Annotated in this window: 18 protein-coding genes and 2 tRNA genes; 14 read left to right on the top strand and 6 right to left on the bottom strand. The window is 45.6% G+C overall.

Annotated features, from left to right (window positions below):
• Positions 1-209 precede the first annotated feature (209 nt).
• Positions 210-1232, bottom strand: coding sequence for a 16S rRNA (cytosine(1402)-N(4))-methyltransferase RsmH (gene rsmH / locus B4240_RS07110; RefSeq protein WP_296237835.1), 1023 nt, complete (start codon positions 1230-1232; stop codon positions 210-212).
• Between the two features lie 414 nt (positions 1233-1646).
• Between rsmH and gltX the strand changes: the two genes are divergently transcribed.
• The 5 genes from gltX (at position 1647) to B4240_RS07085 (ending at position 6064) form a co-directional block, all read left to right on the top strand.
• Complete coding sequence (gene gltX / locus B4240_RS07105; protein ID WP_296237824.1) at positions 1647-3182, top strand: glutamate--tRNA ligase; 1536 nt, start codon at positions 1647-1649, stop codon at positions 3180-3182.
• A gap of 227 nt (positions 3183-3409) precedes the next feature.
• A tRNA-Ala gene (locus tag B4240_RS07100) sits at positions 3410-3485 on the top strand.
• Between the two features lie 153 nt (positions 3486-3638).
• A tRNA-Glu gene (locus B4240_RS07095) sits at positions 3639-3714 on the top strand.
• 441 nt (positions 3715-4155) lie between these two features.
• Complete coding sequence (locus B4240_RS07090; protein WP_296237822.1) at positions 4156-5196, top strand: hypothetical protein; 1041 nt, start codon at positions 4156-4158, stop codon at positions 5194-5196.
• Positions 5197-5413: 217 nt separating this feature from the next.
• Positions 5414-6064, top strand: coding sequence for a LysE family translocator (locus B4240_RS07085; RefSeq protein WP_296237820.1), 651 nt, complete (start codon positions 5414-5416; stop codon positions 6062-6064).
• A 98-nt stretch (positions 6065-6162) separates the two neighbouring features.
• Here the strand turns inward: B4240_RS07085 and acnA are convergent, their stop codons facing one another.
• Both acnA and B4240_RS07075 read right to left on the bottom strand, forming a co-directional pair.
• Entirely contained in the window at positions 6163-8949 is a 2787-nt protein-coding gene (gene acnA / locus B4240_RS07080) for an aconitate hydratase AcnA (RefSeq protein ID WP_296237818.1), read from the bottom strand.
• Between the two features lie 306 nt (positions 8950-9255).
• A complete protein-coding gene (locus B4240_RS07075) occupies positions 9256-10257 on the bottom strand; it encodes a DUF3025 domain-containing protein (protein ID WP_296237816.1) in 1002 nt (333 codons plus the stop codon).
• 114 nt (positions 10258-10371) lie between these two features.
• On the opposite strand from B4240_RS07075, the gene B4240_RS07070 reads away from it, so the two are divergent.
• Complete coding sequence (locus B4240_RS07070) at positions 10372-11088, top strand: metal-dependent hydrolase (RefSeq protein ID WP_296237814.1); 717 nt, start codon at positions 10372-10374, stop codon at positions 11086-11088.
• Between the two features lie 43 nt (positions 11089-11131).
• Complete coding sequence (locus B4240_RS07065; RefSeq protein WP_296237812.1) at positions 11132-11698, top strand: YchJ family protein; 567 nt, start codon at positions 11132-11134, stop codon at positions 11696-11698.
• 23 nt (positions 11699-11721) lie between these two features.
• Here B4240_RS07065 and B4240_RS07060 read toward each other — a convergent pair whose 3' ends face one another.
• From B4240_RS07060 to B4240_RS07050, 3 genes are read right to left on the bottom strand one after another with little or no spacing between them, the layout of a single operon-like run.
• The gene (locus tag B4240_RS07060) at positions 11722-12630 is read right to left on the bottom strand and encodes a class II glutamine amidotransferase (RefSeq protein WP_296237810.1); all 909 of its coding nucleotides are present in this window, start codon (positions 12628-12630) and stop codon (positions 11722-11724) included.
• Entirely contained in the window at positions 12631-12942 is a 312-nt protein-coding gene (locus B4240_RS07055; RefSeq protein ID WP_296237808.1) for a hypothetical protein, read from the bottom strand.
• Positions 12943-12989: 47 nt separating this feature from the next.
• Positions 12990-14237 carry a homoserine kinase gene (locus tag B4240_RS07050; RefSeq protein WP_296237806.1) on the bottom strand — a complete coding sequence of 416 codons (1248 nt, stop codon included), beginning with the start codon at positions 14235-14237 and terminating at the stop codon, positions 12990-12992.
• A gap of 180 nt (positions 14238-14417) precedes the next feature.
• On the opposite strand from B4240_RS07050, the gene hisF reads away from it, so the two are divergent.
• The 7 genes from hisF (at position 14418) to glmS (ending at position 22513) form a co-directional block, all read left to right on the top strand.
• Complete coding sequence (hisF, locus tag B4240_RS07045; protein WP_296237804.1) at positions 14418-15200, top strand: imidazole glycerol phosphate synthase subunit HisF; 783 nt, start codon at positions 14418-14420, stop codon at positions 15198-15200.
• Between the two features lie 139 nt (positions 15201-15339).
• Complete coding sequence (gene ribE / locus B4240_RS07040) at positions 15340-15870, top strand: 6,7-dimethyl-8-ribityllumazine synthase (RefSeq protein WP_296237803.1); 531 nt, start codon at positions 15340-15342, stop codon at positions 15868-15870.
• A gap of 244 nt (positions 15871-16114) precedes the next feature.
• Positions 16115-17110: a transcription antitermination factor NusB gene (gene nusB / locus B4240_RS07035; RefSeq protein WP_296237801.1), complete on the top strand. Its 996-nt coding sequence runs from the start codon at positions 16115-16117 to the stop codon at positions 17108-17110.
• Positions 17111-17112: 2 nt separating this feature from the next.
• Entirely contained in the window at positions 17113-18153 is a 1041-nt protein-coding gene (gene thiL, locus B4240_RS07030; protein WP_296237799.1) for a thiamine-phosphate kinase, read from the top strand.
• 3 nt (positions 18154-18156) lie between these two features.
• On the top strand, positions 18157-18747 hold the full coding sequence (locus tag B4240_RS07025; protein ID WP_296237797.1) for a phosphatidylglycerophosphatase A family protein: 591 nt from the start codon (positions 18157-18159) through the stop codon (positions 18745-18747).
• Positions 18748-19114: 367 nt separating this feature from the next.
• Entirely contained in the window at positions 19115-20497 is a 1383-nt protein-coding gene (glmU, locus tag B4240_RS07020; RefSeq protein ID WP_296237795.1) for a bifunctional UDP-N-acetylglucosamine diphosphorylase/glucosamine-1-phosphate N-acetyltransferase GlmU, read from the top strand.
• 171 nt (positions 20498-20668) lie between these two features.
• Positions 20669-22513, top strand: a complete 1845-nt coding sequence (gene glmS, locus B4240_RS07015; protein ID WP_296237793.1) for a glutamine--fructose-6-phosphate transaminase (isomerizing) — start codon at positions 20669-20671, stop codon at positions 22511-22513.
• Positions 22514-22742: the final 229 nt, after the last annotated feature.

The raw sequence follows: 22742 nt of genomic DNA, 5'->3' as shown, positions 1-22742 counted from the left end.
CCATCAGCACCATCGATAAAAACGCATACGAACAAAAATAAGACCAAGCAAAAAAGTAACTGCTGAGCCTAGCAGAGAATGTTTACAGCTTTTTAACAGCCGCGTAAGTATTAAAACATTTGGTCATAAATAACTACATAAATGGCAAATAGAAAATCACGTCAAAAATAGCTCTCTCACTTTTCTGCTTACAGCCCTGCAAAGCTGTCTCACTGCTGTGTTTCAGCGTTAGCTAAATAAGCGCTATCGGTGCGCGTTGCCATGCGTAGCCACGCACTCCGCGCCCGCGGGTTTTGGCTTAGCTCTGCTTTACTCGGGCCGACGCGTTTTGGCTTGGTAAAATAACGCGGACGCTTTGGCGGCATCGGTAAGTTCTCATCCTCAGGATATTGACCTTTGCTATGACGCTGCAAAAACTGCTTAATACGGCGATCCTCTAACGAATGAAAGCTAATGACGGCCAGCTGTCCACCCGACTTTAAAATCGGAATGCTTTGCGCTAAAAAGTCATCCACGTCGCCAAGCTCATTATTAATAAAAATACGCATGGCCTGAAAGCTTTGGGTTGCTGGGTGCTTGCCGCGCTGCCAGTTTGGATGCGCCGCTTTTATCACTTCTGCCAGCGCAAGCGTCGAATCATAGCTATCCATCTGCTTAATCGCACGGGCAATACGGCGGCTGTGACGCTCTTCGCCAAACTCATAAAGCACATTGGCCAAGGTTTCATCATCGACTGCCTCTAGCCATTCGGCAACCGACTGCCCGCGACTGGTATCCATGCGCATATCGACCGCGCCATCACGCATAAAGCTAAAACCGCGGCTACCGTCATCAATCTGCGGCGAGGAAATTCCCAAATCCGCCATCAAACCGTCCACTTTTGTAATACCCAGCGCCGTTAGACTAGCGGTCAGTGTTGCAAAACTGTCATGCACCACTTTGACGCGACTGTCGGTATTGGCCAATTCGCGGGCAACGCTAATGGCCGTCGGGTCTTTATCAAACACAACCAAGGTAGCATCATCGGCAAGCTGACTTAATAGCAAGCGGCTATGGCCACCGCGCCCAAAAGTCGCATCGACGTATATGCCGCTCTTCTGTAAGCTATTTTGTCGGCTCTCATCTTTTTGTTTTGGGAGCGATTTGACGCCCAGCACTGCCGCTACTGTTTCTTGTAGTAGCACGGCGTCATGGACGAAATTTAATTCATCAGCACTCGTGTCCTCCGTGATGGACTCTGGCGCAAGATCTTGCGCAGACTTCTCAGCGGCAGCGGTATCAGAAGGGCTGACTTTAGAATTGGACGTATGAGTTAGCGTATTTTTTGGCTTAAATTTCGATATGGACACAAACGACTCAGTAGATGATGACCATTTTGGCCAGTAATAGTAAAAAATCAGATGAAAATAAACAAGTTATGACTCACCTAGCATTATTATCGCAAGGATACACGGCTAGTCAAGCGCTAGGCGGGGTTTTCGTTAAAAATATCCCATCTCTCTGTTATACTAGCGCTATATTTTACGCTATTTTTCTATCGTCACGGCTATTGTTTCATCCGTATTTTTTAATCAATACGTTTATCGGCATTCACCTTTAACATTTTTCACCGCTTTATTCACTAATCACCCTATTCTGAGATTTTTATGACCCAAACATCGACCCAATCTACTCCTGATAGCAAGCGCCCTATCCGCACGCGTATTGCGCCATCGCCTACTGGCTTTCCGCATGTCGGCACCGCTTATATCGCGCTATTTAATTTGGCTTTTGCTAAAGCTCACGGCGGCGAGTTTATTTTACGTATTGAAGACACCGATCAAACGCGCTCAACCGAGCAATCTGAAAAAATGATTTTGGATGCGCTGCGCTGGGTCGGCCTTGACTGGGCAGAAGGTCCAGATATTGGCGGGCCACACGCACCGTATCGTCAAAGCGAGCGCAGTGATATTTATAAAAAACACGCCGAGCAGCTGATAGATAGCGATCATGCGTTTCGCTGTTTTTGTACGCCTGAAGAGCTTGATGCGATGCGCGCTGAGCAAATGGCCAATGGCGAAACGCCGCGCTACGATGGCCGCTGCGCACATTTAGCACCAGAGAAAACCGCGCAATTGGTTGCTGAGGGCAAACCGCACGTCATTCGTATGCGCGTGCCAACCGAAGGTATCTGCCAAATACATGACATGCTGCGCGGTACGGTTGAGATTCCTTGGACACAAGTCGATATGCAAGTGCTGCTAAAAACCGATGGCATGCCAACGTATCATCTAGCAAACGTCGTCGATGACCATTTGATGCAAATCAGTCACGTTATGCGCGGTGAAGAGTGGCTAAACTCGGCGCCAAAGCATCAGCTGCTTTATGAATATTTTGGCTGGGAGATGCCAACCCTTTGCCATATGCCGCTGCTGCGCAACCCAGATAAATCAAAACTGTCAAAACGTAAAAACCCAACCTCGATTACCTACTACCGCGATGCTGGCGTACTGCCTGAAGCCTTGCTCAACTACCTTGGTCGTATGGGCTACTCAATGCCTGACGAAGCGGAGAAATTCACTTTAGAGGAGATGATTGCCAGCTTTGACATTCAGCGTGTATCGCTTGGCGGTCCTATTTTCGATATCGAAAAACTGAACTGGCTCAATGCCGAATGGCTACGTGCGCTTACCCCTCAAGAGCTAAAAAATAAAATCCTTGAGTGGGCAAGTGACAGTGATAAATTAACTGCCATTGCCGCGGCGATTCAGCCCCGTATCGAACTGCTGTCTGATGCGGTCAACTGGGGCGGCTTTTATTTCCAAAACCTGCCTGCTATCACAGCTGAAAGCTTTGCTCATAAGTCGCTCACGCCTGAGCAAATTACCGAAATGCTACAACTCGCGCTTTGGCAACTAGAAACCTTGCCGACGTGGACAGAAGAAAACATCTACGCCACCCTAAAAGGTCTTGCCGCGCACCTTGATATCAAAATGCGCGACTTTATGGCGCCGTTCTTTATCGCCATTGCTGGTAGCACCTCATCGACGCCCGTCATGAACTCGATGGCAATTATCGGCGCTGATATGACCCTGACACGCTTGCGTCATGCGGTCGATGTGCTTGGCGGCTTGGGTAAAAAGAAACTGAAAAAGCTTGAGAAACAAGCAGCAGAGTTGCCAGACTTTTTAGCTGATAAATAGTTTGTCTGCTGCATAATCTTGCACTTGCTCATTAAAAACAGCATGAGTAATAATAAAAAAGGGTCAGGCTGATACTGACCCTTTTTTACGTTAACACCCGTGCTTAAATGCTTATAGCGATATATTTAAATACTATTCATCTTGTTTTTTTAATTATTTTTGCTTTTTTTTAAAATAGCGGTTGACAAGACTGCCGCTCTTACCTAAAATACGCACACTCTTAGCGAGGGGCTATAGCTCAGTTGGTAGAGCACTTGCATGGCATGCAAGGGGTCAACGGTTCGACTCCGTTTAGCTCCACCATACTATTTATCGCAACGCTCAGTTTACTGAAACTTGATATAAATACTCGCTAGTAGGACGATATCAGCACCTAGGCAAGGCTTGCTCTATTAATAGATAAGCACTCTGATATTGTGAAGTACCGTTGTAACCACCGGTTATAACACTCTATGCGTCCCCATCGTCTAGAGGCCTAGGACACCGCCCTTTCACGGCGGTAACGGGGGTTCGAATCCCCCTGGGGACGCCACTATTCGGCGTCAGTTATTAGCACTTTTGTTTAGCATAGATAAACACTAGATCAGACTAATAAGCGCACAATAAAAAAGCCCAGTCATCTTATGGTGACTGGGCTTTTTTTCGTCTGTATTTTCTCTCATCCATTTCTAAAAAGTCATTCTAGTCCAAACATTAATTTGTTAGTTTTTTCTTACATCTACTTACATTCTACTGATTTTGTCACTTTTATTAACACTCCTATACACATTCATCATGTTTTTCTACTTAACAGTATTATTAATAAGCCCTTCTTTTCCTTATGCTTATACTATATTCATTGCCGGTAGAGGACGATGAATGACAAATAACGATGATGGGTAGTAAATGTTGGGTCTTGTACAACGCCTCTCATCGAGATAATGAAAATTATAAATATTCATACAAGAGTAAGAAATTTTAAAAAGGAATGGTTATGTTATCTACTTATATCCCTCAGCGTCGTCCCTCCTGGCGCGGTGTACTCGCCGGTCTGGTCATGGGACTGATCATCGTTATGGCCATGGTTGCCCTCGCTTTAGTACTGAGCTCATTTTTACCCTTTGATTTAAAAGGCACCAGTATCGCAGGTGGTATTTATGCGGTTATTACGGCCTTGGTTAGTGCTTTTGTGGCCGGTTATTATGCGATTAAATTTTCTGCGCCAGAAGCTTTATTTGGTGATGGTACCGATATCGATCCAAAAGATGCGACTTTAACGGGTATGCTAACGGCCGCTTTGATTGTTTTATTTACCACTTTTTTTACCTTAAGTAGCGCGACTAGTATCCTGACGACAGCAGGTAATGCGGTAGGTTCTACAGTGGGTACCGTGGCTAAAACGGCTGCTACTACTGCAACGGCGGGCGCGGCGGCGGCCGGTCAAGCGTCACAAAATGAAGGCGTGCAGCAAAAAGCGCAAGAAATTTATCAGCGCGTTTCAGGTGATATTAGCGAAGAAGATATCCAAGCGATGATTGCAAAAAACACGCAAAACTTAAATGAGCAGCAAGTTGCTGCAACCAGTCGTGTGGTTAAGGACATGGTAAACAGTACCAAAACTCAAGTCGCCAATATGGATTTCACCGATATCGATACATGGCGCCACATTGATGACTATACAAAACAGCGTATGGCATCAATTGAGCAGACTCTAGAGGGTCCTGAGCTTATCACGCGCTTGCAACAAGAAGGCCTAACAGAAGCGCAAGCTATCGAGGTTCGTACCGAAGTTCAGCAGTCGTTTAACGAATATAAAATGAAAACAGAGCAAAATATCGCTGAAGCAAAAGCAGCAGCTGAAGAAAAACTACAACAAGCAGAAGACGTTGCTCGTAAGGCGGCATTATATAGTGGCCTATTTTGGTTAATCAGCACCATCCTAACCTTTATCGCCGCTATCATGGGTGCAAGAAGTGCCGCAGCAAATCATCGTTTAGACAAGCCTATCGTTACTCTCGGTGATAACGTACGCTAAGCTGTTAAATGAAATTAGCATAAATAAGTATTAGCGCATTTACTAGTACTCATATTAACACTCATCAATAAGCCCAACGACGACATATCGTGGTTGGGCTTTTTTTCGCCTAGCCATTTTTATTGATAGGCGCTTTTAAAAGCTATAAAGCTGGACATATTGTTTTGCTCAAACCTATACTAAGCGTTGCTTCTATTATCTAAAAGGTATGCCAGCGATGTTTGGTATTGAGAACTATCTAGGGTTTGTCATGGCGGCGATTTTGTTAAACCTAACCCCCGGCAGCGATAGCATGTATATTATTACCCGCAGTGTCTCACAAGGGCAAACGGCTGGGTTTTATTCTGTGCTGGGTATTATCTCAGGTATTTTAGTGCACACCTTATTAGCCGCACTGGGCTTGTCCGTCTTACTTGCCAACTCCCCGACAGCGTTTATGATTGTTAAATATATTGGCGCCAGCTATTTGGGCTATTTGGGCCTTAAGATGCTTATCACGAAACAAGATGGACTAATAGCCGATAACTTACCGGTAAATGACCATACGCTTGCTAGCGTTTTAGATTATGGGCAAATTTATAAACAAGGGGTGCTGACCAATACTTTTAATCCAAAAGTTGCTTTGTTTTTCTTAGCTTTCTTTCCGCAATTTATCAATCCTAGCTATACACATAGCACATTGTCCTTTTTACTTTTAGGTTTAACCTTTGCGCTAACGGGCTTTATATGGTGCTTGTGTTTGGCATTACTGGCGTCAAAGTTCAGTGCAAAGCTCAGAAAAAACCCTACTATCGAAGTGATGTTAAATAGAATAAGCGGTGTGGTATTTATCGGCTTAGGGATTAAGCTGTTGACTGAGAAGGGTTAAAGGTAAAAATAACGAATTAAAAAAGCATTCTGCATAAAAAAGCCCAATCCCTATTTTACTGAGGTTGGGCTTTTTATCATACTAAGCTTAATTAACCGTTACGCAGTGTCTTTACTCTCAGCTGCCAATTGACGTAGTACATAGTGCAATACGCCGCCATGACGCACGTATTCGCGCTCTTTTGGTGTCTGGAGCATGACGTTTACCTCAAAGGTTTCAGTTGAGCCATCGGCACGTGTCGCCGTGACTGTTGCGGTTTTACTTTCGCCATTATCAAGGCCTGTGATACTTAGCACTTCAGAACCATCTAGATGATAAGTATCGGCATTTTCATCGTCTTTAAAGGTCAGGGGCAGGACGCCCATACCGACTAGGTTTGAACGGTGAATACGCTCGAATGAGCTGGTCAATACCGCTTTGACGCCAAGTAAAATGGTGCCTTTGGCAGCCCAGTCTCGGCTTGAACCTGAACCATACTCCATACCACCAATGACCACGAGCGGACGGCCGTCTTCTTTATACTTCATCGCCGCATCATAAATGGCCATTTCTTCACCATCTTGTAGCGTCGCGCTGTCGTCTTTAAAGTAGTAAGTATAACCACCCTCTTTGCCGCCCATCATCTGGTTTTTGATCCGGATATTGGCAAACGTACCGCGCGTCATCACGGCATCATTACCACGGCGTGAGCCATAGCTGTTAAAGTCGGCTTGCATCACACCGCGTTCTTGCAAGTAGCGGCCTGCTGGCGAATCTGGAGCGATATTACCGGCTGGCGAGATGTGGTCGGTGGTGATTGAATCACCAAATAGACCCAAGATACGTGCGCCTTCGATATCAGGAATACCTTCTGGCTCCATGGTCATCCCATCAAAGAATGGTGGGTTTTTGATGTAAGTAGATTCTTCGCTCCATGGGTACAACTGGCTATCTGCTGAGCTAATGGCATTCCACTCTTTACTACCATCGAATACTTCACCGTAATTTTTGCGGAACATATCCGCATCAATATTATTGGCAATCAGCTCATTAATCTCATCTGACGTCGGCCAAATGTCTTTTAGATAGACATCGTTGCCGTCTTGATCTTGCCCTAGTGGTTGCGTGGTTAAGTCAATATCTACCGTACCCGCCAGCGCATAAGCAACGACAAGCGGCGGCGACGCCAGATAACTGGCTTTTACGTGGGAGTGAATACGACCCTCAAAGTTACGGTTACCAGATAACACCGCAGCAGCAACCAAATCGTTTTCTTCGATACCTTGCTCGATACTTTCGAGCAGTGGTCCTGAGTTACCGATACACGTGGTACAACCATAACCCACCAGATAAAAACCGGTTTTTTCTAGCTCATCCATGAGTTTGGTTTTTTCAAGGTAGTCCGTCACTACTTTTGATCCTGGCGCCAATGAAGTTTTGACCCAAGGCTTGGCTTTTAACCCTTTTGCCGCGGCTTTTTTTGCCACCAAGCCCGCGCCAATCATGACCGCAGGGTTTGAAGTATTGGTACAAGAAGTAATCGCCGCGATGACGACAGAACCGTCGCGTAGCTTATGCATCTTTTCATTGATATTAACATCAGAGAACACATTAGGCTTAGCATACAGTCTATTTGCCTGTTCTTGCTGGGCACCTTCTTGGTCAAAGCGCACCTTACCATCAATCTCCGACTTACGGTCTTTGGTCATTTTTTCTAAGGTTTCGCCAAATTTTTCGTGCATATCAGACAAATTGATACGCTGCTGTGGCAAGTTTGGACCGGCAAGCGCAGGCTTCACCGATGATAAATCAAGCTCTAGTTTGCTTGAGTAAGTAGCGGCTGGCGTATTGGCATCGTGCCATAAACCTTGCGCCTTGGCATACTTTTCAACCAACTCGATTTGCGCTTCATCACGACCTGATAGACGCAGATAATCAATCGCCATTTGGTCAATTGGGAAAATACCGCAAGTTGCGCCATATTCTGGCGACATGTTGGCAATCGTGGCACGGTCAGCAAGCGGCATGCTGTGCAAGCCTTCGCCGTAGAATTCGACAAATTTGCCGACCACCCCATGCGCCCGCAGCATCTCAACGACACGCAATACCAAATCTGTTGCAGTAACGCCCTCACTAAGTTTACCCGTCAGCTCAAAACCGACCACTTGCGGGATTAGCATAGAGGACGGTTGACCGAGCATCGCCGCTTCTGCTTCGATGCCGCCGACGCCCCAACCGAGGACGCCAATACCATTAATCATCGTGGTATGACTGTCCGTACCAAACACCGTATCTGGATAAGCCATCAGTTCACCATCGACTTCAGCCGCCATCACGACGCGCGCTAAATACTCAAGGTTAACCTGATGCACAATACCGGTCGCTGGTGGTACCACGACGAAGTTTTTAAAGGCATTTTTGCCCCAATGTAAAAATTCATAACGCTCGTTATTACGTTTAAATTCAATTTTTTCGTTTAAATCTAACGCATCCTCGCGGCCATAGGCATCGACCTGTACCGAGTGGTCAACGACCAGTTCACTAGGGATAAATGGGTTAATTTGCTCAGCGCGGCCGCCAAGCTCAACCACCGCATCGCGCATCGCAGCCAAGTCCACAACCGATGGTACGCCAGTGAAATCCTGCAAAACCACACGCGCTGGCATAAAGGCGATCTCTTTTGACGCTTCTGCGCCCGCGTCCCAATTGGCCACGGCTTCCATATGATTTTTACCGACAGACTGGCCGTCGTCTTCATTGCGTAGTAGATTTTCTAAGACGATTTTCATACAAAATGGCAGGGTGCTGATGTTCTCGTAAGTGTCGGTCAGCTTCGGCAAGCTATAGTAAGCATGCTTCTTGCCCGCGACTTCGATCGTGTCTTTTACATTAAAAATATCACTCATGGTAGCTTCCTTATCGTTGTTATAGATCCTAAACATGACTTAGTTTTAAATCAATATGACTATCAATGTATAAGCATTTATGCTGATGACTGGTGGCTAAATAGTGGTGGTTTAATTCTTTTTAAAATGAAGCAGTTAAACTAAATGGTTGGAGGTAACGCTAATGTCTTTACCATAGCAAATAACCTGCGTTTTGTTAACGTCTAGATGGTGTTGAATCGTGGCACAATCGTAAACATAGCAATGCTTTAGCGGTTACGCTTTAACGATTAACTGGCAAAGTGCGCGCTTGTTTCCTACTGTCTTCTAAGTTTGACGGCGGCGACCACTACGAAATACGTGGCTATCGTCATAAAAGCTGACAGTGCTATTTGCTACCCAAAAATGCGGCACTCCCAAAATGGGTAAGGGAGACAGTTTGCGCGGTGTGACCTCTGGTTGGGATAATAAGGCGTCCATATAATCCGCAACTTTTTGATCTAAATAGCGCAGGCGCTCAGGCAATGATAAGGCAAAAAAATCTTGCGTGACATTGATCACGATACTATGGGCGCACAATGCTTTGCGCGGCTGTATAAGCTTTTCTAGCAATGCATGACCAAAAATATAAACCGCAGCCTGAGCACCACTGTTAAGCTGCTTTGGGTTATCCCATTTGTCACGCGGATTTACCAAACTGCCCTGCCAATCAAAACCTACCAACGCCTCACCAATGCTAGGGTCGGCCGTGACCAGCACTGCGCCGTTTTCATCAAAGACGGTAATGGTATCGCGCACACGCCCGCGACTGCCGCCAATTCCCTGCACCGCAATTTCATTCATGTGATAATAATTCAGCAGCGCCTTAGTCTTTGGGAAGGTTAGCCAAATGCTACCGTTAAATAAATCGTGCAAATTATCTCGCGTCGGAATGTTGCCTGTAGTGCCAATAAAGCTCTCGTACGCTTCCCCCTCTGGCAGCGCATCTTGCGAGACAAATCGTAAGGTTTGCGTTTGATTGTTCAGCGAAGGTTTGGTTTGCGGTAGTGGCTGTTGGGTGCGCTCACTTTGCTGCTGCAGCGCCGTGTTTAACACCTTGGCAATAATATCAGGTGTCTTTTCAATTTTGGCAGTATTAGAACTATCAGCTTTTACCGTACTGAGTTGGCGAATGGTTTTACTTAGGTAGCTCAATTGATGCAAATGACAAAGCCAAGGCGCTTGCCAGTCAATCATAGCAAAGCTGCTATCAAGGCTATTGGCAAATGCAGACGGATGCTCAAAATGGATGTCAGAATGAAGTGTGCTGGATAAGTTGGTGGCAGTCATATTGGGTATCTCGGTTAGCGGTATGGCTACGCTATGGTATCATGGAGCGCTTTTTTACGGCTAGACGAGCCGCTCGAAACGCTGGTTTCGCGCGCTATTTATTGATGAGTTTTTATGGCAAATTTTAATACCCACTTAAATACCGCCTTTATGGTCAGTGGTACGATGAGTTTAACGATTTATAAAGCTGGATTGCTCGATGATTCAGGGTTTTTGATGTGCGTGGCGCTCGGCACCATTGGCGGATTGCTGCCTGATTTGGATTCTGATCATTCAACGCCGATTAAACTTGGCTTTAACATCACCTCTTTTGTTTTTGCCTTTGGTTTGGTCATGCACTGGCGCAGTGAGCTGAGTTTATTGGCGTTGATCGTGTTATGGCTGGCCGGTTACGGCTTTATGCGTTATGCGGTGTTCTCGATTTTTACCAACATGACCGTGCACCGCGGCGTGATTCACTCCGTCCCTTACATGGCAATATTAGGCTTGGCGCTGACTTATGTAAGCTATGATATCTTGCATCTGTCATTAACGGTGAGCTGGTTTTACGGACTATTTTTATTTGGCGGCGCGCTGGTACACTTGGCACTGGATGAGATTTATAGCGTGAATTTATCTAACATGAAGCTAAAACGCTCATCGGGCACGGCAATGAAGTTTTATCAGCACAAAGACAAATGGTGGTATTTGCTCTTGTACGTTATTTTAGCGTTATTGGTCTATTTTGCGCCGCCTTTTGAGCCGTTTTGGCAGCAGCTCAGTGATCCGGCGCCTTGGGCGCAGCTAAAAGTCGGCATACTGCCTGAGATGATAAAGAATATGCAGCGTTAACGTATAAATGTCACTAAATTCAAAATGATAATCCGAGTAAACTATGCTACCTAATTTACAAGTTTGTCCTTGCCAAATTAACCCAGCCTCAGATGCTATCGGCGCCGCGCTACTTTATAAAGATTGCTGTCAGCCGTATCATGACAGTTCTTTAAGTCAAAATGTTTTAAGTCAAGAAGCCGATAAAACTAACAGTGTAAAGGCAGAATCAGCTGAGCGTCTTATGCGCACGCGTTATAGCGCCTTTGTCTTAGTTAAGCCAGATTATATCGTCAAAACCACCCTGCCTGCGCAGCAAAACTTGCTAGACACTCAGGCAATTGAAAGCTGGGCAAGAGAGATGAATTGGGCAGGATTAAAAATCATCGAACACATACCAAAACTTGGCAAACGTCATGCGCAGGTTGAGTTTAAAGCGTATTTTAAGACGGATGAGGATTTACAAGCACATCATGAATTATCTGCTTTTGTAAAAGTAGCAGACAAAACCAATAAGGATGCGCGCTGGTATTTCCTCGACCCGACTGTTTCTATGTCTGTTACACAAAAACAGCCGTGTATTTGTGGCTCAGGTGAGAAGTTTAAGAGGTGTTGTGGTCTGTATATTTAATTAACATAAAATATCCGCTAACCCTAAACACTCGCCCCAACCGCCCGTGCTACCGCAATGCCTTCATCAATGGTTAAAAACTTGCGCTGGCTTGGGCTGTCTTTATAAATGACATCGCCATCTTGAAACATCAGGCACTCATTGACAGCCAGCTGCTGCCATTTTTCATTTTCAGTCAGTGGCACGGTGACTAGTATCGTTACCTTGTCGGTGTCGGTAGTCACGTCGCCAAAATTAATTGCCAAATCATCATCTGCCAATTTTGCTTCACCAAATGGCGCTTTACGCGTGAGATAAAACAATAAACTGCCCGCATACGCCAGCTGCCATCGACCATTTGATATCAGGCAATTAAACAAACCGTTGGCGGATAAATAGCGACATTGAGTGGTTAAAAAGTTAAACAGCGTTTGGTCATCGGGGCGAGTTTTAAAGCTGCTTTTTAGACGATTAACAAGGTAGCAAAACGCCATCTCAGAATCGGTATTGCCGACTGGCTGGCAATGTGAGGCATTGCCATTATCCTGCAGGCGCTGACAGCGTTTGATAAATTCGCTATTCATCTGCCCATTATGGGCAAATACCCACTGCTCGCCCCACACTTCACGGACGAAAGGATGGGTATTCGCCAAGCAGTTCTGCCCTTGCGTCGCTTTACGGATATGGGCGATGACGTTCATCGCTTTGATTGGGTAATTATTGACCAAATCAGCCACGGGTGATAAGTGGCTCGGATGATTGTCATGAAACAGTCGCAAACCAGTCGATGCATTGGCAGTGTTATCATTATTGGCGCATTCACTACGCTCAAAAAACGCAATACCAAAACCGTCTTCATGACTATCAGTCATGCCGCCGCGACGGCGAAAGCCTGCAAAGCTAAAACCTATATCGGTTGGGGTATTACAGTTCATTCCTAAGAGTTGACACATTTATAATTTACCACCGTGATTGTTATCTCTTGCAGGGTTTAAGGTAGAACTTGAAGCAGCCTCCAAAGTTTCATCAAACATCTCATAAGGCGTTGCCCCATCGGTATCAATGTTTGCCAAAATACGCTGCGCATGCGCCAAATCCGTATCTTGTATCCACAACACAATCCCAGAATTCATGCCGGGCATCGCACTCAGTGGCTGCATAGACACCGTAATGCCGTTATTTCGCAGCAGATTGGCATGCAGCTCGCCTTGCATATTGGTATCGTAGCGCGCCAGTTTGTGCCAGTTATCAACTTGATCGGTCATGGTAAATTCCTTTTAAACATTTAAAGGTCTTGTTAATACAAATGGATTTAATAAAAGCCAAAACCTGATGACCAGTTAATTTGATTTAGCGGATAAGCATCAATATGGAAACCGTTTGGATAATCTTTAAAACCAGGTTGTGATTTTAATTGATTTATAGCGGCTTGCGCTTGTTGCTCAGACGCAAATACGCCGATTAATTTAAAATCTTCGACATCATTATCTTTATTATCATCTTTATATAGCGCATGTTCTAAAACAAACACCGTATTTTGCGCTTTTTCAACATGCGACCAATGATACGCAGCTAAGCGTTTCATCAGGTCAGGATTTTTGACCATGATATTATCGCCAGTCCGCCCTTCGGTACGGTTATAATGAATAACGTTTAAACGCAATAGCCAAAAAATCACCGCTGCTTTGGCGAGCATCACTGGTAAAGCGCGTTTTTCGTCGTTATTAAGCGCGCGTTTGGACTCATAGCCTTGTAAAAAAGCCGCCATTTTACTGCGGTCAAAGTTGACAGTTTCGCCCTGCTCGGCGTCACCCCACGTCGTACAAAAATCATTAACAGTAATGGCAATATCCATCACGTAATGCTCAACACTGACTTCGGTAAAGTCCAATAAGCCTGTGAGGCGCGCTGCGCCTTTTTGGCTATTGTTTAACGATAAGTCCCATAAGGTATTATCAGCGAACATGTCTAAATGGCATAAGCCTTTTGGCAACGTCGCAAGCGGCAAATCTGAGTAAGCACGCCAAATATCGCTCATCAGTTTGGCTTCGTCACCGGGCATAAATTGCGTTTCACGGTCGCGTACTTCCGCCCATGGGTATAAAGGCACGCCATATTCTTCTGCAGGCTGTAATGCTTGCAAGGTTTCATGCAGCATCGCTAACGCCGCACCAATTTCATGACACATGGCTTGCGTGGTCTGCTGTGGATGCGCGCCAGCCAGACAAGGAACCAAGGTAATCGCTTTATTATCGTAGCGTATGACATAGCTTTTATCGGTATCAGCGCCTAAATCAACCAATGCTAACGGCGCGGCGACTGGCAATTTACCATCCAGTTGATTGAGGATGACCGCCATTTTTTCGATGTCTTCTGGTGGACGCTCTTCAAATAAGGTAAATACATAAGAGTGCGCGCCATCTACATCATCAGTCGTCTGAATAAACCAGTTAGAGTTTTTGATACCTTGGGTAATCGGAATGGCACGCGCAAATGACACGCCAAAACGCTGGCAAAAAGCGGCAAACTGGTCATCGGTTAACTGGGTATAGACGGACATGACATCTCACTTAGGGTAATGGAATAAGAAGGTAAATGGCTACGGTAATGACAGTGATTGTACCGCGCATGGGCAAACTTTGGTCAAAAGCATAATAATCTTGCGAAAAGCTGCCTGATATAGCGGCGATTTTGCTAGACTAGCGCTTACGGATAAATTGATTATAAGGTGAAAGACCCTATGTTAGCAAAGCGTATCATTCCTTGTTTGGATGTGGATAATGGCCGCGTGGTCAAAGGCGTGCAGTTTGTCGATATCAAAGACGCCGGCGATCCTGTTGAAGTCGCCAAACGCTATAACGAGCAAGGTGCCGACGAGATTACTTTTTTGGACATTACGGCGACCAGTGACGCGCGTGATACCACCTATCATACCGTTGAGCGTATGGCAGAAACCGTATTTGTACCACTTACAGTCGGCGGCGGCGTGCGTAAAATCGCCGATATTCGTAACTTGCTTAATGCGGGTGCGGATAAAGTAGCGATTAACTCTGCTGCGGTCTTTACCCCTGAGTTCGTTGGGGAGGCGGCGCAGAAATTCGGCAATCAATGTATCGTAGTGGCTATCGATGCCAAACGCGTCGAAGATATTACGGTCGATGGCGTTATCATGCCGCGCTGGGAGATTTTTACCCACGGTGGGCGTAAGCCAACGGGTATTGATGCGGTTGCTTGGGCAGGTAAAATGGCAGAGCTTGGCGCAGGCGAACTATTGGTCACCTCAATGGATGGCGATGGCACCAAAAAAGGCTATGATTTGGCGTTAATGCAGCAAATCACCAACTGCGTTAATGTGCCGGTGATTGCCTCAGGCGGCGTTGGCAACTTGCAACATTTGGCCGAAGGCGTCTTAGAAGGCGGCGCCGATGCTGTGCTTGCGGCCAGTATTTTTCACTTTGGCGAGTACACCGTGCAGGAGGCCAAAGCATATATGGCCGCGCAAGGCATACAGATGCGCCTTTAAAATCGCTAAAATATCAATGCCTGTGCAAAAAATGCTATCATAGCGCTACTTATTTATTTTTGTCAGTTAACTATTGAAAACAATCGAGATTTTATATAAAAATTTTGTTTTAAACGCCACTTACTCAAAGGATTTTCTTATGTCAAACTTACAACAGCAGCGCAATGATATTATCCATATCGATGGCAACTTACACCAAAATGAAGACGCGCGTATCGGCATCGTTGTCGGTCGTTTTAACGGTTTTGTCGTTGAATCCTTGGTAGATGGCGCAATTGATGCGCTACTGCGTCATGGCGTATCGGGTAGCAATATCACCGTCATTCGCGTGCCAGGTGCGTTTGAATTGCCACTCGTTGCTCAGCGCGCTGCTGAATCCGATCGCTTTGACGCCATCATTGCTTTAGGCGCAATTATCCGCGGCAGCACGCCGCATTTTGACTTTGTCGCTAGCGAATCTGCTAAAGGCCTCAGCAGCGTGGCGATTGATTATAACATCCCTGTTGCTAATGGCGTCATCACTACCGATAGTATTGAGCAAGCGATTGAGCGCTCTGGCACCAAAGCCGGTAATAAAGGCTCAGAAGCGGCGATGGTTGTGCTTGAGATGCTAGCGGTTTTATCGCAGCTAGACATCGATGATGACTATGATAATAGTGATAACGCTTAATCAAGTTCTCATTTTATAACCTATTATTTGTCATTTAATTGACGCTGCGACTTATGTCACCTTTGATATAGACCGCAGCGCCAATATGATAGTAAAAAGCATTATAAACAGTTCTATAAAGCTCTGCTTTAACACTCGACTGTCACAGCCTGCCAGTCGTCTACTATTTAACAACTTTTATGCTATTTCTTACAACAGGCTATTTTTATAAGATAGTTATTTAAAATTTAGGTATTGACCCCCTATGACTGACCAACTCAAGCGCGCCATTAGCGCTGCAAAAACCGCCCAAGCCAATGACAAACAAGCTGAAGCTACTCGTGTCGCGAGCAGCAGTGCGGATGAGCAAACCTTTGATATGAGTGAGTCTTCTTATAAGACCAGTCACACTGCCATCCGTAAAGCCAGGCGCTTTGCCATGCAAGGCTTATATGAGTGGCTGGTTACCGATCGCCGTTTTGATAAAGACGGCAAGCTTGGCTGGAAGAACAATGCACCCCATGACATCGCGGCGCGTACGCGCGCGACCAATGCCATGCATACCGTCCATATCGGCTATTATCATGAAATGATGCGCGATATTCCAGAGCAAATCGAATCGCTGGACACCCTTATCAGTCAGCACCTTGACCGTGACATCGACAAGCTCGATACCGTCGAGCACGCCATTTTATTAATTGGAACTTATGAGCTACAAAACCGCTTAGAGATTCCCTATAAAGTCGTACTTGATGAAGCGATGAAGCTAAACAATCATTTTGGCGCCACTGACGCGCATAAATTGATTAACGCTGTTCTTGATAAAATGGCGGTTGAATTGCGTACTGTTGAAGTTGAAGCCGACCACAAAGCCAATTTGCGTACCTCGCAAAAAGCGGCGACTCAAGCGTATGCTAAACAGCCTGAAGCCAAAGCTACTACTAATACTGAAAAAACGGCTGAAACTGCCACTGAATCCGAGACAGGCGATAAGCCGACTGCTGCAAACAAACCACGTATCAGTGCCAATAATGCCAGCGTCAAACGCAATAGCGCGAGTAAAGCGTTGGCAAATATCAGTGAATTTAAAGCCAGTAAGAAAGAGGCTGCTGCAAAAAATAGCGATAAAGCGGACAGCGTCGTTAGTGAAAAAGCCAGTAACGATGTCAGCGAAAAAGCCAGCAATGAAAATAACGACGCAGCTGATGTTGGGCTACATGACTCAAACCTTGTCAATTCGGACGAAAACAGTAAAGACTAGCTATGAATGAATTTGAGCTGATTGAGCGCATATTTTCCCAAATGCATGTTGCACAGTCGCGAGCAGGCAGTACTGATAAAGGCAGTGTCGAAAAAGGTATTGGTGATGACGCCGCGGTGACGAGCTTGCCTGCAGGCGCGCGCTTGGTTAGCTGCATTGATACCCTCGTTCAAGGGCGGCATTTTAGTGCCGACTGGGATGAGGTAAATCAATTAGCCTTTCAAATTGGCTATAAAGCGGTCGCGGTTAATGTCTCAGATATTGCCGCAATGGGCGCAGCGCCTCACAGTATTTTATTGGCGTTGGCCCTACCTGCACGCTTGGTGAATGAGTCATGGCTCACAGAATTTGCCAAAGGTTTATTTCACGCCTGCCAGCTCTTTGGCGTGACCCTTATTGGCGGTGATACCACGCGCAGTGATCACTTAGTACTTAGTGTCAGCGCCCAAGGTCATCTTGAGGCAAACACGCCAGCTGTTTACCGCTCAGGCGCAAAGATTGGCGATAAAGTCTATGTCTCAGGCACGCTTGGCGATGCTGCTTATGCGCTACAACATCCTGACAATGCTGTTGGTATTGAGCTTGCGCACCGATTGCATATGCCGACCCCGCGTGTTTCCTTAGGGGCGGCACTCGCAAAAATTGGTGCAACGGCGATGATCGATATCTCAGATGGTCTGTATCAGGACCTTGGGCATATCTGCGAGCAAAGCGCCGTTGGTATGCGCATTCACCTTGAGCAGCTGCCGACTAGCAAGGTATTAGCAAGCGTTGATTTAACTGAGCGCTTATTATGTCAGTTGGCGGGCGGCGATGATTATGAGCTGGCTTTTACCTTGCCTGCTCATATCAAGCCACCGATTGTTAATAATAGCGACACGCCAGTCACCTGTATCGGCGAAGTAATAGCGGTAAATGGGACAGATGCAGCTAAGAATTTACGACCAGAGATTTATTATCAAGGTCAGCCTGTTACGCCAACTTCTCCCGCTCCCTTTTCTACTTGGCCCAATCTGACGGGTTACCAACACTTTGCAGGTTAAGCCATGATTGATCACAACCTATCTAAGCCTGATATCCGTAAAGCTAATGACTGCCCGCCTCTACCCGCCAATGCAAGTACGCTTGATCGGATGGTTTATTGGCTTGGTATTGGCTTGGGCAGTGGTCTGCCGCGCCGTGCACCCGGCACTTGGGGCACGGTTGGCGCTTTAATCGTTGCGATACCATTATTGAGCTTAGGCTTTGTACCGTTTTTAATGATTACCATTTTAGCTTGCCTGCTTGGTAGTCCAATATGTGGCCGTACCTCAGAGCTGATGGGCGGTCATGATAATCCGCACATTGTCTGGGATGAATGGGCGGGCATGTGGCTTACCCTGCTGCCGCTATCTTATATGGGTATCGCGAGCGGAAATTTTTGGCAAAATATCGCCCAAACCTCTTCTATCCTTGCCCTCGTTATCGCCTTTATACTATTTCGCTTTTTTGACATTATCAAACCGCCGCCGATTGGCTGGGCGGATAAAAAAGTCGCAGGCGGCCTTGGCATTATGCTCGATGACATCATTGCTGGTGTGATGGCAGCAGCGGTTTGGATCATTATTTATACTTTTATTTTCTCGCTTACCTTTTAGCTTGAAGTGTGCTTTTTATACACTAATTAAATATTTTCGCTTTTTCACCTTTTATATCTATAGTCAAAATATCCTAAAAACGCTACGGTATTGCTGATATCAATTTTTTGTAGCCTCTGTCTGCGTAGGCACAGCAAGCAAAAAAATTGATATCAGCAGTGCGTGATGTATCGATATTACTTTTCACTCACTATATTACTTTTTTATCCTTTTTATCATTTTGTATTTTTAGATATTTAGCATTTAAGTTACTCATGGACAGCTAACTAAACACTCAGTTTACAAAGATGTCACGACATAGCGTTTTTGTTGAATAGCAATTTGCGTTATAATTCAAAATTATATTTTGTTACATTTGTGGGCTATTATGACATCTCCTCTTTCGGTAATTATCCTTGCGGCTGGGAAAGGCACGCGGATGCAATCAGCCAAGCCAAAAGTGCTACAGACACTGGCTGGCAAACCATTATTGGGCCATGTGCTTGACACTTGCTATCAATTGACCGTTGATGACACCATCATCGTTTATGGTTTCGGCGGCGAGCAAGTGCAAGCAGATATCAATGAAAAATACACGCATTTGCCGATTACTTGGGTCGCGCAAACTGAGCAGTTAGGGACGGGTCATGCGGTCAAAGTGACGCTGTCTGAATTACCAAAAGATGGGCAAAGCCTGATTCTGTACGGCGATGTGCCGTTAGTTAGCTGCAAAACCTTAACGGCATTAAAATCTGCCAATACTGATGGTATGTCGATGTTGACGCTGACAGTCGACAATCCGTTTGGCCTTGGGCGTATCAAACGTGATAAAGACGGCAATATCGAAGCTATTATTGAGCAAAAAGATGCCAGCGCCGATGAGCAAAAAATCCAAGAGATTAATAGCGGTATTTACTGCGTTGATAATGCGTTATTGCATAAATATCTGCCCAAACTGTCTAACGATAATGCGCAGCAAGAATACTATCTAACCGATATCGTTAAAATGGCGGTTGCTGAAGGTATTAACATTGTCGCGATTGAGCCTGAACATACGTTCGAGATTGAAGGTGTTAATAACCGCCAACAGCTTGCCAGCTTAGAGCGCACGTGGCAGGGCAAACTGGTGGCAGATTTGCAAGACACAGGCGTGCAGTTTGCTGACCCAAGCCGTGTCGATATTCGTGGTAGTTTGAGCGCTGGCCAAGACGTGTTTGTCGATGTCGGCGTGGTGTTTGAGGGCGACTGCGTCTTGGGCAATAACGTTTATATCGAAGCTGGCTGCGTGATAAAAGATGCGCACATTGGCAATGCCTGTCACCTAAAACCCTACTGCGTCATTGATGGCGCGCAAATCGGTGATGGCGTTGATATTGGACCTTTTGCCCATCTGCGCCCTGATACTATTTTAGCCAATAACAGTAAAGTGGGTAATTTTGTTGAGATTAAAAAATCAACGATTGGTCAAGGTAGCAAGGTCAATCATTTAAGCTATATCGGTGATGCGACGCTCGGGACAAGCGTCAATATTGGCGCGGGCGTGATTACTTGTAATTATGATGGCGCCAATAAATCACAAACCATCATCGAAGATAACGCCTTTATCGGCTCTAACGCGAGCTTGGTTGCACCCGTCACGATTGGTGACACCGCAACGGTTGCCGCAGGCTCTGTGATTACTAAAAATGTCGATGAGAAAGCGTTGGCATTTGGGCGCGCGCGGCAAACACAAAAGAGTGACTTTCAGCGTCCGACTAAAAAGTCAAAATAGCCCGATGTAATAAAAGCCTTTTGAATAATGGTAAGCAGTACGGCAATTTTTGTGGTGCTGCTTATTTATATTTATAGCATCAGGGTTATGAATGTGACTTTGAGCATTTAAGCATTTCAGTATTAAAGCATTGAAAATCGAAACATGAAACATCGAATTTAAGGAAAATCTATGTGTGGAATCGTTGGAGCAGTCGCTGAGCGTAATATCGCTAACATCTTACTTGAAGGTCTAAAACGCCTCGAATACCGCGGTTATGACTCGGCTGGTTTGACTGTCATCCGTGATGGCGAGCTGCACCGCGAGCGTCAAGTGGGTAAAGTACAAGCGCTGGTCGATGCCGTTGCCTCAAATCCTGAATTTTTCGATGGTCATATTGGTATTGCGCACACGCGCTGGGCAACCCACGGTGAGCCTGCACAGCGCAACGCCCATCCGCACGTGTCCGGCAAAATCGCCGTCGTACACAATGGTATCGTTGAAAATTATGCCGAGCTAAAAGAAGCGCTGCTTGCTAAAGGCTACGAGTTTACCTCGCAAACTGATACCGAAGTCGTCGCGCATTTAATCAACGACATTTATCAAACAACGCCTGATTTATTAGAAGCGGTGCGTGCGGTCATTCCCATGCTGCACGGCGCTTTTGCCCTTGGCATCGTGCATATCGACTGCCCAGACGAGCTGATTACCGTTCGTTTAGGCTCACCTTTGGTCATCGGTGTTGGGATTGGTGAGAACTTTATTGCCTCTGATCAATTGGCACTTTTACCCGTTACCAATCGCTTTATGTACCTAGAAGAAGGCGACATTGCTAAATTAACGCGCAATAGTATTCAGGTTTTTGCTGATGGTGTTGAGGTTAAACGTCAAATACATGAAATTGACGCTGCCCAGCACAATGCCGATAAAGGTGAATTTAAACATTATATGCTCAAAGAAATCTATGAGCAGCCAGACGCGGTCGCCCGTACGATTGAGATGGCGTTAGATTTTGATGAGCCGACTAAGCTGCGCGATGACTTTTTACAGCGTCATGAAGCACAATTAAAGGGCATTAAGCACGTTCAAGTCATTGCTTGTGGCACCAGTTATCATGCAGGTTTGGTGGCAAAATACTGGTTTGAAAGCCTCATTCGTGTACCCTGTTCGGTTGAGGTGGCCAGTGAATTCCGCTACCGTAATCCGGTCGTCATCGATAACACACTGGTCATTTGTATTTCGCAATCGGGCGAAACGGCAGATACATTATCAGCGCTACGCGATATTCAAAAGTACACGCCAGCAGGTCTTGTCAGCTTAGCCTTGTGTAATGTTCCGACATCGTCACTGGTGCGTGAAACGGACATCTTTTTACCAACGCTTGCGGGCCCTGAGATTGGCGTTGCTTCGACCAAAGCCTTTACCACTCAGCTTGCCGCTTTGATGTTATTGGTGTTAAAAGTGGGTGTCGTGCAAGCGCGTATAACTGGCGAAAAATTAACCACTCTGCTAGGTCAGTTACAAGAGCTACGCGGGCAACTGCATGCCAGCTTGCACCTTGATGCGCCGATCAAAGTCATGAGTGAGCATTTTGAATATAAGAAAAGCTGCTTATTTTTAGGTCGCGGTTTACAGTTCCCTATTGCCTTAGAAGGTGCGTTAAAGCTAAAAGAAATCTCTTATATTCACGCTGAAGGCTATGCGGCAGGCGAGCTTAAACACGGCCCACTGGCATTGGTCGATAAAGACATGCCAATCGTGGTGCTAGCGCCAAAAGACAGTATGTTTGATAAACTTAAAGCCAACATGCAAGAGGTACACGCGCGTCACGGTGAGCTGTTTGTCTTTGCCAGTGAAGAAAGCAAGATGGTCGCAGAAGATAGAATGCACGTAGTTTATGTGCCAGAGGTTTGCGAGACGCTTGCCCCTATCGTCTATAGCGTACCAGTGCAGCTACTGTCATATCATGTAGCGGTGATGCGCGGTACAGATGTGGATCAGCCTAGAAATCTCGCAAAATCAGTTACGGTTGAGTAGTTTAAGTATCTGATTTTAAATGTTTTTTTTATTATTATAATATAATACAATAGCAAATCCTTTGCTGTCTAGTATTAACTAGATAGCAAAGGATTTTTTGTATTTTTATAATGAAAATTGAACATGAAAATTTCAATAATTGGTATATATTTTAGTATAAGTACTACCCCACTCTCAACTTCGAAAGAGATTGAAAAAAGAAGAGCATCTCACTAATCTATTGTTTTCG

Origin of the sequence: Psychrobacter sp. UBA5136 (assembly GCF_002414005.1) — a bacterium.
In the GTDB taxonomy this organism is placed as follows: Bacteria; Pseudomonadota; Gammaproteobacteria; order Pseudomonadales; family Moraxellaceae; genus Psychrobacter.
This window is presented reverse-complemented; position numbering and strand designations above follow the sequence as displayed.

Bases quoted from the DNA above. Each gene is read 5' to 3' on its own strand.
- glmU (WP_296237795.1), top strand. From the start codon at position 19,115: ATGACATCTCCTCTTTCGGTAATTATCCTTGCGGCTGGGAAAGGCACG.
- B4240_RS07070 (WP_296237814.1), top strand. From the start codon at position 10,372: ATGGCAAATTTTAATACCCACTTAAATACCGCCTTTATGGTCAGTGGT.
- B4240_RS07055 (WP_296237808.1), bottom strand. From the start codon at position 12,942: ATGACCGATCAAGTTGATAACTGGCACAAACTGGCGCGCTACGATACC.
- B4240_RS07065 (WP_296237812.1), top strand. From the start codon at position 11,132: ATGCTACCTAATTTACAAGTTTGTCCTTGCCAAATTAACCCAGCCTCA.
- glmS (WP_296237793.1), top strand. From the start codon at position 20,669: ATGTGTGGAATCGTTGGAGCAGTCGCTGAGCGTAATATCGCTAACATC.
- B4240_RS07075 (WP_296237816.1), bottom strand. From the start codon at position 10,257: ATGACTGCCACCAACTTATCCAGCACACTTCATTCTGACATCCATTTT.
- B4240_RS07025 (WP_296237797.1), top strand. From the start codon at position 18,157: ATGATTGATCACAACCTATCTAAGCCTGATATCCGTAAAGCTAATGAC.
- B4240_RS07060 (WP_296237810.1), bottom strand. From the start codon at position 12,630: ATGTGTCAACTCTTAGGAATGAACTGTAATACCCCAACCGATATAGGT.
- ribE (WP_296237803.1), top strand. From the start codon at position 15,340: ATGTCAAACTTACAACAGCAGCGCAATGATATTATCCATATCGATGGC.
- B4240_RS07090 (WP_296237822.1), top strand. From the start codon at position 4,156: ATGTTATCTACTTATATCCCTCAGCGTCGTCCCTCCTGGCGCGGTGTA.
- hisF (WP_296237804.1), top strand. From the start codon at position 14,418: ATGTTAGCAAAGCGTATCATTCCTTGTTTGGATGTGGATAATGGCCGC.
- B4240_RS07085 (WP_296237820.1), top strand. From the start codon at position 5,414: ATGTTTGGTATTGAGAACTATCTAGGGTTTGTCATGGCGGCGATTTTG.
- thiL (WP_296237799.1), top strand. From the start codon at position 17,113: ATGAATGAATTTGAGCTGATTGAGCGCATATTTTCCCAAATGCATGTT.
- gltX (WP_296237824.1), top strand. From the start codon at position 1,647: ATGACCCAAACATCGACCCAATCTACTCCTGATAGCAAGCGCCCTATC.
- acnA (WP_296237818.1), bottom strand. From the start codon at position 8,949: ATGAGTGATATTTTTAATGTAAAAGACACGATCGAAGTCGCGGGCAAG.
- B4240_RS07050 (WP_296237806.1), bottom strand. From the start codon at position 14,237: ATGTCCGTCTATACCCAGTTAACCGATGACCAGTTTGCCGCTTTTTGC.
- nusB (WP_296237801.1), top strand. From the start codon at position 16,115: ATGACTGACCAACTCAAGCGCGCCATTAGCGCTGCAAAAACCGCCCAA.